The sequence below is a fragment of the Paenibacillus sp. FSL H8-0168 genome (assembly GCF_038592955.1).
GTDB classification, from domain to species: Bacteria; Bacillota; Bacilli; order Paenibacillales; family Paenibacillaceae; genus Paenibacillus; species Paenibacillus polymyxa_B.
Map to the genome: position 1 here is coordinate 1,026,071 of NZ_CP151948.1, position 14,553 is coordinate 1,040,623.

The 14,553-nt window shown below is 43.9% G+C and carries 13 protein-coding genes and 1 riboswitch; of the genes, 9 read left to right on the forward strand and 4 right to left on the reverse strand.

What is annotated here, in order from left to right:
- Positions 1-175 precede the first annotated feature (175 nt).
- Positions 176-1,168, forward strand: coding sequence for an ABC transporter substrate-binding protein (locus tag MHI21_RS04710; RefSeq protein ID WP_081326333.1), 993 nt, complete (start codon positions 176-178; stop codon positions 1,166-1,168).
- Between the two features lie 80 nt (positions 1,169-1,248).
- Here the strand turns inward: MHI21_RS04710 and MHI21_RS04715 are convergent, their stop codons facing one another.
- The 3 genes from MHI21_RS04715 to MHI21_RS04725 all read right to left on the reverse strand — a co-directional run bounded on the left by MHI21_RS04715 (position 1,249) and on the right by MHI21_RS04725 (position 4,446).
- On the reverse strand, positions 1,249-2,754 hold the full coding sequence (locus MHI21_RS04715) for a stalk domain-containing protein (protein ID WP_342419537.1): 1,506 nt from the start codon (positions 2,752-2,754) through the stop codon (positions 1,249-1,251).
- Positions 2,755-2,947: 193 nt separating this feature from the next.
- Positions 2,948-3,583, reverse strand: a complete 636-nt coding sequence (locus MHI21_RS04720) for a cyclodeaminase/cyclohydrolase family protein (protein ID WP_341162206.1) — start codon at positions 3,581-3,583, stop codon at positions 2,948-2,950.
- Entirely contained in the window at positions 3,580-4,446 is an 867-nt protein-coding gene (locus tag MHI21_RS04725) for a bifunctional 5,10-methylenetetrahydrofolate dehydrogenase/5,10-methenyltetrahydrofolate cyclohydrolase (RefSeq protein WP_029517626.1), read from the reverse strand. The genes MHI21_RS04720 and MHI21_RS04725 overlap by 4 nt, the downstream gene beginning before the upstream one ends.
- Positions 4,447-4,558: 112 nt before the next feature.
- Positions 4,559-4,643, reverse strand: a riboswitch (ZMP/ZTP riboswitch).
- A gap of 213 nt (positions 4,644-4,856) precedes the next feature.
- Here MHI21_RS04725 and MHI21_RS04730 point away from each other — a divergent pair.
- The 8 genes from MHI21_RS04730 (at position 4,857) to MHI21_RS04765 (ending at position 13,517) form a co-directional block, all read left to right on the forward strand.
- Positions 4,857-5,918, forward strand: a complete 1,062-nt coding sequence (locus tag MHI21_RS04730) for a fatty acid desaturase (RefSeq protein ID WP_013308916.1) — start codon at positions 4,857-4,859, stop codon at positions 5,916-5,918.
- A gap of 68 nt (positions 5,919-5,986) precedes the next feature.
- Positions 5,987-7,120, forward strand: a complete 1,134-nt coding sequence (locus MHI21_RS04735; protein WP_342419538.1) for a sensor histidine kinase — start codon at positions 5,987-5,989, stop codon at positions 7,118-7,120.
- The gene (locus MHI21_RS04740; protein WP_017426246.1) at positions 7,117-7,716 is read left to right on the forward strand and encodes a response regulator transcription factor; all 600 of its coding nucleotides are present in this window, start codon (positions 7,117-7,119) and stop codon (positions 7,714-7,716) included. The genes MHI21_RS04735 and MHI21_RS04740 overlap by 4 nt, the downstream gene beginning before the upstream one ends.
- Before the next feature lie 145 nt (positions 7,717-7,861).
- Positions 7,862-8,482 carry a deoxynucleoside kinase gene (locus MHI21_RS04745; RefSeq protein ID WP_342419539.1) on the forward strand — a complete coding sequence of 207 codons (621 nt, stop codon included), beginning with the start codon at positions 7,862-7,864 and terminating at the stop codon, positions 8,480-8,482.
- Positions 8,482-9,123, forward strand: a complete 642-nt coding sequence (locus MHI21_RS04750; RefSeq protein ID WP_013308920.1) for a deoxynucleoside kinase — start codon at positions 8,482-8,484, stop codon at positions 9,121-9,123. The genes MHI21_RS04745 and MHI21_RS04750 overlap by 1 nt, the downstream gene beginning before the upstream one ends.
- Positions 9,124-9,320: 197 nt before the next feature.
- Positions 9,321-10,322 (forward strand): Gfo/Idh/MocA family oxidoreductase, encoded by a 1,002-nt coding sequence (locus tag MHI21_RS04755; RefSeq protein WP_103049808.1) that lies wholly within the window; start codon positions 9,321-9,323, stop codon positions 10,320-10,322.
- Between the two features lie 323 nt (positions 10,323-10,645).
- Entirely contained in the window at positions 10,646-12,079 is a 1,434-nt protein-coding gene (locus MHI21_RS04760; protein ID WP_342419540.1) for a metallophosphoesterase family protein, read from the forward strand.
- Positions 12,080-12,290: 211 nt separating this feature from the next.
- Positions 12,291-13,517 (forward strand): RtcB family protein, encoded by a 1,227-nt coding sequence (locus MHI21_RS04765; RefSeq protein ID WP_342419541.1) that lies wholly within the window; start codon positions 12,291-12,293, stop codon positions 13,515-13,517.
- Positions 13,518-13,633: 116 nt separating this feature from the next.
- Here the strand turns inward: MHI21_RS04765 and MHI21_RS04770 are convergent, their stop codons facing one another.
- A complete protein-coding gene (locus MHI21_RS04770; RefSeq protein WP_165179441.1) occupies positions 13,634-14,524 on the reverse strand; it encodes a shikimate dehydrogenase in 891 nt (296 codons plus the stop codon).
- Between the last annotated feature and the right edge of the window lie 29 nt (positions 14,525-14,553).

Below are 14,553 nucleotides of genomic sequence, written 5' to 3' on the forward strand. Positions count from 1 at the left end.
CGAAAAAGACCTGACCATCATTTTGGCAGGTCTTTTGATTTATTAAGGAGGGATGTACAAAGTTCGTTTTTCAGTTGACAGCAAGGACGACGCTTGATATATTTCTTACGATATTGATAATCATTATCATGCGTATCGGGAAGATCATCTTCACAATATATAGGGGGTTAATCAGTTGAAAAGAAAATCGTATTTTATGATGACAGCTATGTTACTTGTATTGTCTGTACTCATCAGCGCTTGCGGCGGAAATAATAATGGAAGTAATCCGGCTTCATCTTCAGGAGATAAGCAAGAGTCGGCTACTACTGGAGAGACTAGAAGCTTTAAAACGGTTAAGGGGGATATTCAAATTCCTGCTAAGCCCCAGCGTATTGTAACGGATTTTTACGGCGGAGAACTGCTGTCCGTAGGTGCTAACGTGGTGGGTGTAGAGCCGACTGCGTTTCAAAATCCTTTTCTGACCGATTTGCTGAAGGAAAAAAGAACCAAAGAGGTGGGTGATCCGACCAATTTGGAAAAGACGCTGGAACTCAAACCCGATCTGATCGTGGTTATGAAGGATACGAATTATGAGGCTTTGTCTAAAATCGCACCTACCCTGTACATTCCGTACGGTACGACGACTAATATCTATGATACGGTCAAGCTGTTCGGCGATATCACTGGGGAAAAGGAGAAGGCTGAGCAATTTATTGCTGCATTTGATAAAAAGGCCGCTGAAGGTCGCGCACGTCTTAAAGGTGTGATTGACGAAAAAGCAACTTTCGGTCTGTATGAGCTGACGGACAAGCACGCACTTTGGATCTTTGGCGACAATGCGGGTCGCGGCGGCCAAGCTGTATACAATGCGCTTAAACTGAACATGCCAAAGAAAACAGTGAACTCCAAGGAACAAACGGTGCAGCTTTCGATGGAGGTATTGCCACAGTATGACGCAGATTATATGTTCCTGACTACGTATGACCCCGAGAAAAAGGGTGACGCGCTCAAACAACTAAAGTCGTCCGCTGTGTGGGGGAATCTTCCAGCGGTGAAGAACAATAGAGTGTTCTTTAACGATTTTGATACGTATTATCGTTATGATCCAATCGCTATTACCGGGCAAATTGATATGATCGTAGATATGCTGGTCGAAAGAGAAAAAGAGAATAAAGCTAAACAATAGATGTGAGATTCTGCGTTGTATACGCAGTATATAGCATTAAAAACCAGTCCAACATGAATCATTTTGGACTGGTTTTTAATTTACAATTTTGTCGTAATTTCAATAGTATCTTCTTTTTGTATCCAATCTACCTTGGCCCCCAGCGTTTCGCTGAGTAGCCTTAGTGGAAGATAACCAATACCATTCACCATGAAGGGCGGATTGGTGAATTTTACGGCTTTATCGTTCACTTTTGTTTGGCTGGTTTTGAAATTTACTTCTAGAGAGACAGGATGGTCTTCTGTCTTAGACTGATTCATTTTCGCTATTTTGCTGTTGAAATCATAAGCGATCTCAGCCCCCAGTTTGTCAAAAACAGAACGAAGGGGAATAAACGCTTGCCCGTTGCGGGTAATGACACCATTACTCAGAGAGACAGGCGAACCATTGAGACGGACAAGAATCGGTTTTTGTACAGGAACTGGTGAACTGTACAGAAACTCATAGTCCCCTATACCAAGCTGCGCGTGTTTGTTGACACCCCAGCCCCATAGGGCGCCATCTGCTTTTTGCATGATTACGTGCCGTGGACCTGCTTTGATGCTTTGAATATTTTTAGTAAGTAATGTAAAGGGTGTATTAGATGGTAACTTTTCACCATCTAGAGACGCAACATATACATTCCCAGCTGTGGTGAGGGCAAGTATGGAGCGTTCGGCGAAAAAGGCGTCTTTAACATCCTTTACTCCTGTTAATAGTACAGGGGTATTTTCGTTGTGATAGGTTGTATTATCTGAGTAACCTGTAACTGTAGCACCCCAGAACCATAGCCGACCTTGCTGATCAATTGCGAGATTGGAATACCTATTGGCCTTGATTGTCTTGATATCCGATAAGGCTTGAATTTGCGATACGGATAGAGTTTCGGACGGAGTTGCATTTTTATCAAATTCTTTGGGCCACGTCCACACGGTGCCATCTTTTTTTAAGGCTATGTTTTTAGCGATTGACGTAATATCCTTTAATGATGAAATAGGTTCGAAGCCCTGCAAGGCTTTTGTATTTTTCCATACACTGCCGTCTTTCTTTAGAAATATCCAGCGTTCCTCATAATCCGGTCTTTCCTCATAGTAACTATCAATATTGGCAACCTCGTCGATGCCAGATAGGGTTTGAAAAGGACTAGAGATGTTTCCATTGTCGAGCCGTTCAGCGGAAGATATGCTGCCTTCGCTGCTCAGAGCGAGCACATGATCATTCAAATTACTTACAGCTGCGAGGTTCTGTAATCCTTCCAGAGGAACGAATTTCACGGATTCAGCAATATTATTTCTAGGCACATACCAAGCAGAGTGGTCTTGTAAGGTAAATACCAGATCGCCCTCGTTGATGATATTAGAAAATGTTTTTACAACGTCCGGCTTACCCTCTACACGAGTCGGTACGGATTGATTATAACCCCACAGCCACAAGCTTCCATCAGACTGAATTAAACTTCCAGAATCATAGGAGCGAATATGGGATGTGGAGTTGTCTCCGGCCGCCCATACACTAGGACTGAGCAGCAATAACGTGATTATACTGAGTAATAGAGCCCGTCTTTTCATACGATTTTCCTCATTTCTTGATCAATGTATCCCCCTATCCATAGACGTAAATTATATAGAAAAGTTTTCCAAAATGTATCAATTTCAATAAAATAACCTCCAAACCCACGATTAGAGATGGATTTGGAGGCTATTTTTTAATGAGTAAGCAGAATATATTGGTTCGAACAGGTTAAACACGGTTATGAGCAATCTAATTCGCTATTCGACTGCGCACCATCAACAAGGTTTGTTCTTTGATCTGTCCGATTTCACGGATGAGTGCGGCTGTTTTGGTCTCATAGGAGTATTTGACATCCAAATCTTTCAGCGAAGCAAGGTTAATGTCGACGGTAAGCAGGGCAGATTGAGCGGCGGCTTCGAACAGGATTGCGCCGATGCCAAGATCCGAAATCACATTTTTATTGGACATTTCCACAATGTTGTAGGCTTGCGACAATCCGTCCCGGCATACTTCCAGCAGGCGCATGGGGACCTCAATGGCAGCGATCACCGCTGTCTGTAAGGAATGGATACGATAGCGCTTTTCTTCGTCCGTTTCCTTGGGCAAACGCAGCGCGGTCATGTACTGTTCAAAGGATTGGATGTCTGCGACCATTAGTTCCTCACAATGTGTAGACAATCTTTCCATGCTGCTAATGACGTCCGTGATTTGTTCATGGATATGCGCATATTTTTCTCCTTGTGAAAGGTTGGCGGTCATGGAGGTCATAGCCGCGCCTAGTGCCGCAGCCAGTGCGGATACACTTCCTCCGCCGGGGGTAGGCGCTGCACTTGCAGCCTCTTTTAGAAAATGCCCGATGGAATGATTCCACGACAGTTCACTCATGAATAGACCACCTCTCTGGAGTAGTGTTGCAGATGTATTGCTTTGAGCAGATTTTTGTATAAAATCGCAGTTGTTAAGGTGCCAACACCGCCGGGAACCGGAGAAATGGCATGGACCTTTTCCCCAACGTCTAAAGCGGCATCCCCCACTATTTTTCCCTCTAGCGTCTCATTAATTCCCGCATCTACCAAAATCAGACCGGGATGAACCATATCCTGTGTAATCACATCAGGGCATCCGACTGCGACGAAGGCAATGTCTGCATGGCTCAGATGCTCTGCAATATCACGTGTTCCTGCATGACAGGCGGTAACGGTGGCATTTTCTCTTTGCAACATGTGGAAAAGGGGAAGTCCCACTGTCTGTCCGATGCCCACGAGAGTGACATTTTTGCCTGCCAATGTGTGACCGTAATGCTTAAGTAGCTCGATACAGGCTTGAGGTGTTGCGGGATATAGTCCGGCGTCACCTGTTACGGTAGCCAGCTTGTTATCAGGTGTAATCCCATCAATATCCTTGTAGGGGGCGATGGATTGTTTAATAACGGAGGCGGAAAGATGTTGGGGAAGCGGCAGTTCCAGCATAATGCCATGTACATGGGATGCATCGTTCAGACTGCCGATCAGGTGCAGTAGCTCGGTTTCGCTAACATGACGATCAAAAGTATGGAGATGAAATGAGATGCCCAGCTTCTCCGCTATTTTTTGCTTGGTCCGGGCATAGTAGGCAGATGCCGGATCACCTTCTACCAATAGTGTCGCCAGATGGGGACGGTGTCCTTGCTGCTTCATTTCTTCTACCTGTGAACGGATCGTTGCATATACTTGCTCAGCTGCTTCTTTGGATTTCATGATAATAGCCATAGTCCGAGCCTCCTCTGAATTTATCGAATGATTTATCAACAGGGTGTCATGGTCTTGTAAAACGAAAAAAAGTATTTGCACAAGGTCGTCAAGACAGACGAATCCTCTGCAAATACTTCTCCCAGGCGAACGGTACGCTTTTTTTGTATGCTCCCTCGTGGTTCATTCCACTGACTTCGCCAGTCACATACAGCGTTATTATGTCTTATATTTTAACAAATAATCCTCAGAAAAGAAACCCGCGAACATTTGGAAAACGGGTTATGTTACTTGTCTATATGACAAATGTCATATACCCGAGCTGACGTTTATGACTACAGCGTCTACAGTCTTCACCTTATACTGAGATTAGATCAACATGTACGCCTAACAGGATCAAGGTATAGGCGTCATTTTAAAGGAGGATCATAATGAGTATGACACAACTCCCATTAGCCCAATTGAAAAAAAATATGGCTCCCTACGAGAAAATAAACACGAAATCCAGCGTTCTGCAACTCATCAATACTTTGGGTCCACTGATCCTATTGTGGTATGCTGCTTATCTTAGCCTGTCGGTTTCGTACTGGCTGACGCTTCCCATTGCCATTGTTGCATCGGGGTTTGTGGTACGGACGTTTATTATTTTTCATGATTGTGGTCATCAATCCTTCTTCAAAAGCCGCAAGCTGAACGACATTGTGGGAACGATTACAGGTATTATTACGCTCTGTCCTTATCATCAATGGAAAAATAGTCACGCGATCCACCATGCAACAAGCAGTAATCTGGATAAAAGAGGCACAGGTGACATGTGGGTGCTTACGGTAGAAGAGTACACAGAGGCTTCAACTTGGACACGGCTGGCCTATCGCATATATCGAAATCCTTGGGTTATGTTCGGGCTAGGTCCGATCTATACTTTTTTGATTTCCTATCGCTTTAATATCAAGACAGCCAAACGCAAGGAAAAAATGAACACTCATGTGACGAATATATCCATCGTTGCATTGTATGCACTGTTGTGCTGGGCTATTGGATGGCAGGCCTTCCTTCTCGTACAGGCACCTATCTTTTTTGTATCCGGTATGTTGGGCATCTGGTTGTTCTATGTACAACATCAATTTGAGGATTCGTATTTTGAGCACGATGAAGAGTGGAGTTATATTAATGCAGCCGTAGAAGGCAGCTCTTACTACAAGCTTCCTAAAGTATTGCAATGGATTACGGGGAATATCGGATTTCATCACGTTCATCATTTGAGCCCCAAAGTGCCAAATTATAATTTGGAAAAAGCGCATGAAGCGACACCGTTACTTCAAAAGGCGACCACGATCACAGTAAGTAGCAGTCTGCAATCATTGAAGTTCCGCCTTTGGGATGAAAATACGAAAACCTTTTTGACCTTTAAACAAGTGAAGCCGCTCCTCAGCAAACGGGTTGCAGTTACGAAACCCATCCCTACACCTGTTGTAAGCACAGAAAGAAAATAACTTTGTACAAAACTTGGTATGATATGATAAGAGATATAAGTCAAGTGAAGTAGAAGAGGGTGGGCAGGATGCAAAAATGGTATCAGATTTTCCAAAGAAATACAGGGCTTAGCCCTTATGTGTGGGTCGTCTTTTATATCCTGCCCTTTTACTACTTTAGCTCTTCATCTACAAGTCATATTATTCTGGGTACTGCTATTATTTTGGTGTTTTTTGCATGTTATGTATTGGCTTTTGTCTCGAAAGGCTGGCTCATATACTTTTGGACCAGTGTACAAATTGCCATATCGATTACCATGACACTGCTGTTTAGCTATATGTATTTTTCCATATTTATCGCCTATCTGATCGGTAATATTAAAAGTAAGGCTGCATTTACGACGCTGTATATTATTTTAATGGTTATTACGATTGGATTGATCAATTACGGTTTTGTTTCTCAAAATCCCGTTTTTATTAAACAGATTCCTTTTATCCTGCTCAATCTGATCGGTGTGATTCTCCTTCCGATTACGAATTTTAATCGCAACAAAAGCGATCGGCTCCAAGTCCAGTTAGAGGATGCCAATAAGAAAATATCGGAATTGATTAAGCTGGAGGAACGGCAAAGAATTGCGCGCGACCTGCACGATACCTTAGGTCAGAAGCTGTCACTCATTGGGCTGAAGAGCGATTTGGCGGGCAAACTGATAGATCAGTACCCGGAGCGGGCTCATGTCGAAATTAACGATGTTCGTCTCACGGCGAGAAGTGCGTTAAAAGAGGTGCGGGAAATGGTTACTCAAATGCGCGGTATGCGACTAGAGGATGAACTGCTACGTATTCGGCAGATTTTAAAGGCTGCTCACATTGAATTGACTTTAGAGGGCGACCCGAAGCTGGAGCATACATCATTAATGAATGAAAATGTCCTTAGTATGTGTATGAAGGAAGCAGTGACAAATGTGGTTAAGCACAGTGGAGCCACCGCTTGTTCCATCACCATTGAGCCGTCTCGTAAGGAATTAACCCTTCGGATTCAGGATAATGGAGTCGGTATTACGAGAGAAAATGGAACCTTTCGTGGAAATGGTCTGCAAGGTATGAAAGAAAGGCTCGAATTCGTGAACGGATGTATGGAGCTGCGTTCAGATCAGGGAACGACCCTGGTTATTAAAGTGCCCAATATCACTGAAAAGCCGAATGAGGAGGTGGGGCCATGATTCGAATTGTCATCGCGGAGGACCAGCGTATGCTGCTGGGTGCTCTAGCCTCCCTGCTGGACTTGGAAGAGGACATGAAAGTAGTCGGAAAAGCTAGCAACGGGGAAGAAGCTATAGAACTGGTGAAGCTGCACCAGCCAGACATATGCATCATGGACATCGAAATGCCGATCAAGAGCGGGTTGGATGCGGCTGAGGAACTCAAAGGCTTGAACTGCAAGGTGCTGATTTTAACTACGTTTGCCCGCCCCGGGTATTTTGAACGAGCGATCAAGGCGGGGACACACGGTTATTTGCTCAAGGACAGTCCTAGTGAAGAGCTGGCTTCCTCCATTCGCAGTATTATGGCAGGTCGGCGTATCTATGCCCCGGAACTGGTCGATGATGCTTATGCCGAAGTCAACCCGCTAACAGAGCGTGAAAAGACCGTTTTAGCGCTCATCGCTGACGGAAAGAACACAAAAGAGATTGCTGGTGAACTGTATTTAACGACAGGGACGGTGCGCAATTATATTTCAGTCATTCTCGATAAGTTGGGTGTCAGTAACCGGATCGAGGCGATTACACGTTTTAATGAAAAAGGTTGGTTTAAATGAGAAACAGGGACGCTATGAAGCAAAATGTAGCGCTCTGTTTTTTTGTTTTATCCATAGATTTGGTATGCCTTTATCGTACTACCTTGTGATACAATAGGATAGTTGTCCACAGGATGGACTGGAGTACAAGGAGGAGCAGAACTACATGAAGCAAGCCCCATTTATAGCCGTTGAAGGCCCAATCGGAGCAGGTAAAACGACGTTAGCTTCGATGCTTTCAACCGAGCTACATTTGCCGATGATCAAAGAGATTGTCGAGGAGAACCCATTTCTCGATAAATTTTATCAAAATATAGATGAGTGGAGTTTTCAGCTGGAAATGTTCTTTCTCTGCAATCGGTACAAGCAGCTGGAGGATACCGGTCTGCAATATATCGAGAAAGCTCAGCCCGTTATTTCTGATTACCATATCTACAAGAATTTAATTTTTGCCGAACGTACACTTAAGGGTGTGAAGCTCGAAAAATATCGTCAAATCTATCATTTGCTCACAGATGATATGCCTAAGCCGGACATTATCATTTATATTAGAGCAGATTTGGATACCTTGCTGGGGAGAATTCGCAAGCGTGCACGCTCTTTTGAACAGGAGATGGACCCCGCCTATCTGGAGCAATTGATCATAGATTATGATAAAGGCATGCAGTTTCTCGCTGAACAGCCCCCTTCCCCTCTTATATTGACCGTGAATGGGAATGAAATTGATTTTGTAGAAAACCAGGCACAATTTAAACAAATTGTTTCCGATGTAAAGGAGCTTATATAGTGAATAATTACAACATTCCTGCGAATGCCCTGATTACGGTAGCGGGCACAGTGGGTGTAGGCAAATCTACGCTGACTGGTGCTTTGGCCGGACGTCTTGGTTTTAAAACCTCTTTGGAGCAGGTTGATCATAATCCCTATCTGGAGAAATTTTATCACGATTTCGAAAGATGGAGCTTTCATTTGCAAATTTATTTTCTCGCGGAACGCTTCAAGGAACAAAAGAATATTTTCTTGTCTGGTGGAGGTTTTGTACAGGATCGTTCTATTTATGAGGACACAGGCATTTTTGCGAAAATGCATGCCGATCAGGGAACGATGAACCCTACCGATTATGAAACATATACTAGCCTGTTTGAGGCGATGGTGATGACACCGTTTTTCCCGCACCCTGATGTGTTGATCTATTTGGAAGGCAGCTTGCCTTCCATACTGAGTCGGATTGAGGAGCGTGGTCGCGAGATGGAGATCCAGACCGAGCGATCCTATTGGGAGCAAATGCATCGCAGATATTCCAATTGGATCAACGAATTTGATGCCTGTCCTGTACTGCGTCTGAACATTGATGAGTATGATGTACACGACCCAGCTTCCATGGATGCCATTTTGGAAGAAGTAGGAAAAGTGATATCAAAAAAATAGAGATATAACCCCAAATAAATGACAGGGACTGTGGTACAATCAGTATAAATTATGCTGATAGACTACAGTCTTTTTTTGTCGAATGAACATGTTAAAGCATGAGATATGAATAACGGTATAGTGGACAAGTTTAGGCTGGAATGCGAGAATAGGTACATATGAATTGTAATGACTCACGGGAAGGATGGGATACTGTGATGCGTTTTGGTATTGTTGGAACCAACTGGATAACAGAGAGGTTTATTCAAGCTGCGATGGAGACGGACGAATTTTCCCTGACGGCGGTATACTCACGCACAGAGGATAAGGGCAAAGCTTTTGCTGACAAATATAACAGCCAGCCGGAGGTTTTTACAGACCTGGCGCAAATGGCCGCAAGTGATCAGGTCGATGCCGTATATATTGCCAGCCCCAATTCCTTACATGCGGAGCAGGCGATCTTATGTATGAATCACGGAAAGCACGTGTTGTGTGAGAAACCCTTTGCGTCTAATGCAGCAGAGGTGAAGAGCATGATCGAAGCCGCGCGCAACAACGATGTTCTGCTGATGGAGGCCGTTAAATCCACACTGATGCCTAACTTTAAAATAATAAAGGATCATATGTATAAAATAGGCCGGGTTCGGCGTTATTTTGCAAGCTATTGTCAATACTCCTCACGCTTTGATGCTTTTAAGCAAGGTAAGGTATTGAATGCGTTTAATCCGGCTTTTTCCAATGGTTCCTTGATGGACCTTGGAGTGTATTGTTTGTATCCTATGGTGACTTTGTTCGGCAAACCTGAGGAGGTTCGGGCGGTTGGTGTACTTTTATCCTCTGGTGTCGATGGCGAGGGCAGTATCGTGATGAAGTATCCTGATATGGATGCTATCGTCATGTATTCCAAAATTACAGATTCCTATCTGCCTGCTGAAATTCAGGGTGAGAATGGAACGATGGTGATCGACAAAATCAGCCAGCCCTATGAGGTGAAAATTCATTATCGGGACGGCACGATTGAGGATCTGACCAAAGCTCAGACGCGTGAGCCAATGTATTATGAAATTCAGGAATTTATTGATTTGATCAAGAGTGGTGAACGCAACAGTTCCATTAACTCCTTGGAGTGTTCACTTACAGTCGCTGAAGTGATGGAGGAAGCAAGACAACAATTCGGCCTTCGTTATGAAGCAGATTTGAAAAATACTTCTGCACATTAGTTGGCTAGCGATTTAACAAAACCCTTAATAACTTTCTAAGACTCCGCCACTGCTTCTTATAGGGGGTCAGTTTAATACTATATATTAAGAGCACCTAGAACAGGAAGAAGGGCTGCCGGTTTCGCAAACTTTGCAAACATCCGGTAGGCCTTTTTTGGTTTATATACCTAAAGTATAATCTTCGGTGATCAAAGTAGGATAAAAACACACTCATAACCTCATTTTTACAAAGTACTATATTTCCAAAAACAACGTATTAACAATTGATTGTTATGATCATAATTATAACTTTTACATATTTAACCGCAAAGAGGAGTGTATACATGTTTAAGAAGTTTCAAAAATGGTCAGCAGCATCTATGTCTATTGCTCTTATGCTAGGTTTGATTACTGGCATGTCAGCCTTACCTGTCCATGCTGAGTCAGCAGGGAATACAGATCATGGTATTAGTAAAGTTACAGCTACATTTTATGGAGACACTAAAGGCTCCAAAGGATTTACCTGGTATACTTCAAAACTTCTCACGAACAGCACTGTTCAAGTAATAAAGAAAACGGATTCAGAAGCTGATTTTAAGAGTGCTATCGCATTTGAAGGCACTTCCTCTCCATCGACCAATTCTGCAGAAGAGCTTGTCCATAAAGCCGTAGCTACAGGTCTTCAAGCGAACACAACTTATTATTATCGTGTGGGTGATGCAGCGCGCGGGATATGGAGCGAAATAGGTACGTTTCAAACGGCTCCTAAGAGCGGTGAATTTACCTTCATTGATCTAGCTGATACACAAGCAAAAAGCGAAGATGAAGCCATATTGTCTTCACAGACGCTCGAAAAAGCACTTCAAACTGTAGGTAATGCTCAGTTTGTAGTCCACAACGGAGATATCGTAGACACCGGTACCAAAGAAGAGCAGTGGGACTGGTTGTTGGGACATTCACAAAAAAGTCTTTTGAATACAACCATTGTTCCTTCAGCAGGTAATCACGAGGATGAGAACTACGCTTTTTATGATCACTTTAATATTAATGGACCAGCTGGTTCTGCTACTAAAACAGGAGCGTACTACTCCTTTGATTACAGCAATGCTCACTTTATTGTACTGAACTCCAATGAGGACTCAGAGAAATATGCCAATTTTTCTGAAGATCAAGTTGAATGGTTAAAGAAAGATGCTGCGGCAGCCAAAAGGGCAGGTGCAAAGTGGATCATTGTTAACATTCATAAAGGTCCCTATACCACCTCTAATCATGCAACAGATTCTGACATCATAGATAGTAACGGAGTTCGTAACCAGATTGCACCTTTAATGGCTGAGCTGGATATCGACTTTGTTGTGCAAGGGCACGATCATATTTACGCTCGTACGAAACCAATCAACCAAGAGGGTAAAGCAACAACGCCAACAAAATTAAAAGATACATTAAATGATAAGACGATTGAATATAGTGTGAATCCAGATGGAAGTATCTATGTCATCCCAGCAACCGCTGGCCCCAAAGTCTACTACAAAAACCCAAGTGAAAAACTTGGAGATAAGTACTATAATCTCTTTGAACTAGCTGAAGAGAATCATGCGGCAGTATATGGCCCAGATCCGAGTGACAATCGTAGACCAACACGTGGACAGGTACAGAATTTTGTTGGCATTACTGTAGACGGAAATAAACTTACAGCCGTAACGTATGAAATTGATCAAAACAAAAATGATGCCAAACCTTTTATTGTGGATCAATTCGGAATCATCAAAAAAGATTAGTATAATTGATTTAATAGTTTCTAAATGATCATAAAAGGATATCCTACAGTCTGGTTGGCTGCATGGATATCCTTTTTCATTTTCTTAGGGGATATCTACTATTGTACTTGTAATACTTACGCCCTGTTCGGAAGCTGGTAAAACGTACATAATGCAATTAACGACTTTACAAGTTTAAACATGGAGTGACTTACAGGAGGATGAAACGACGATGGCTTATCAAGAAATCAATGGAGTACGAGTATGGGGAGCACCTGATCCAGGGGCATTATCTCAAGCCCGTACATGTGCCGAAAACGGGAATGTGATTCAGGCGCTGCTGATGGCAGATCATCATAAAGGCTACAGTCAGCCGATTGGCGGTGTGATGGTGTATGACGGACAAATTTCGCCTTCAGGTGTCGGGTATGATATCGGTTGCGGAAATAAGGCGGTAAGAACCAAGCTGTTTGCAGCAGATATTATGCCGCGTATTTCAGCCGTGATGGATGAGGTTGCATGTCATATTTCGTTTGGCGTAGGTCGTGTGAATGCAATTCAGATAGACCATGAGCTGTTCGATGACCCGGATTGGGCAGTATATGCGGCGATTGGGAAACAAGAACATGACAAACTGAAGTCCTTGGCGAGAGAACAGCTGGGTACAGTAGGGAGTGGTAATCATTTTGTTGATGTATTCGTCGAGGAAGCGACAGGACAGGTCTGGATTGCCAATCATTTCGGCAGCCGGGGCTTTGGACACAAAACAGCAAGTGGGTTTCTAAACTTGGCCGCTGGACGAGAGTTTCTCGGAAAGGCGCCGGGAGAGCATATGGATCAGCCGCCTGTGCTGCTGGATATGAACAGTGAGTTGGGGGATATGTACTACCGTGCGATGTGCCTTGCCGGACGCTATGCGTATGCGGGACGTGACTATGTGATAGAACAAGTGCTTGGTATTATGGGGACCGAAGCGGACTTTACTGTGCATAACCACCATAATTACGCATGGAAAGAACAGCATGATGGGCGTGACACCATTGTGGTCCGCAAAGGCGCTACTCCCTCGGCACCTGGCCAGATGGGCTTTATTGGAGGAAGCATGGGCGATATTTCGGTGATTGTACGCGGAAAAGATTCGGTAGAAAATCGGGATTCCTACTATAGTACAGTTCATGGGGCAGGTCGTATTATGAGTCGTACCCAGGCAGCTGGTAAAATGAATTGGAAGACCCGCACACGGAGTGGTGGACAAATCACGGACGTACAGATGAAGGAGGCCGTTCGGAACTATAGTGTCGAGCTGCGCGGAGCCGGTACAGATGAAAGCCCGTTCGTCTACCGTAAACTGCGCGAGGTACTGGACGCTCATTCCGAGACTGTAGAAGTTATGCATGAACTGAAGCCTATTGGGGTATGCATGGCTGGGGCCAATGAATTTGACCCTTATAAGGATTAATCAAAAGACTATGCTCGGCAGAAGTGTTCATTCGCCGAGCATAGTCTTTTGAGTACATTCATGAGTATATAATAGAAGGAATTCATTGCTTAGTGCACTTGTTAGCAGCTCTATGTCTACAGCTTATCAGCAAAAAGCTGTTCTTTAATATAAGCGACTGGCATCTCTTGGCCTGTCCACAGTTCGAAGGCCAATGCGCCCTGCCACAGCATCATGCCCAGACCGTTAATGGCAGTTGCACCTACGGATTCGGCTTGTTCCATCAGCTTGGATTTAGCTGGGCTGTACACTACATCGGTTACGATCAGGTCGGAACGTAGCATGGACACATCTTCAATCACACTTTTGCCTTCCAGCGGTTTCATACCAACACCTGTACCGTTAGCGAGAATATGACTTGTGCGGATCTCTTCACGTAGCTGTTCTTGATTTTCCAATGGATAGATATTCGCCTTGACTTGGGTGTGTTTCATATCTTCATTAATAATACGGACATTCTCTTCTGCACGAGCAAAGAACTGATCGTTACGGGCAAAGATTGAAATTTCAGCCAGACCTGCTTGAGCCGCTTCAATAGCAATCGGTGTAGCTGCACCGCCAGAGCCGACAAGTGTCATTTTCTTACCTTTCAGATCAATGCCGTGTTCACGCAAGTTGCGAACATAACCAGATCCATCTGTACTGTAGCCTTTTAGTATACCATCTGTGTTCACGACGGTGTTGACTGCACCTGTAAATTTAGCGCTGTCGTCCAGCTCGTCAAGATACTGTAGAATAGCTGTTTTGTTAGGCATGGACACGTTATAACCGCGTATGTTTAGAGCGCGCATCCCCCGTACCACTTCTTCAAGTTGTTCATTTCCTACTTCAAAGGCCATATACACGTTATTTAGACCCAGCTTTTCAAACGCAAGATTATGCATAGCCGGGGACAAAGAGTGTCCGATTGGTGTAGCAAGCAGTCCGATTAGTTGTGTTCTTCCGTCAATACGTCCAGCATTTTTCATAATATAAGCCTCCAAGTAATCTGTGTAGT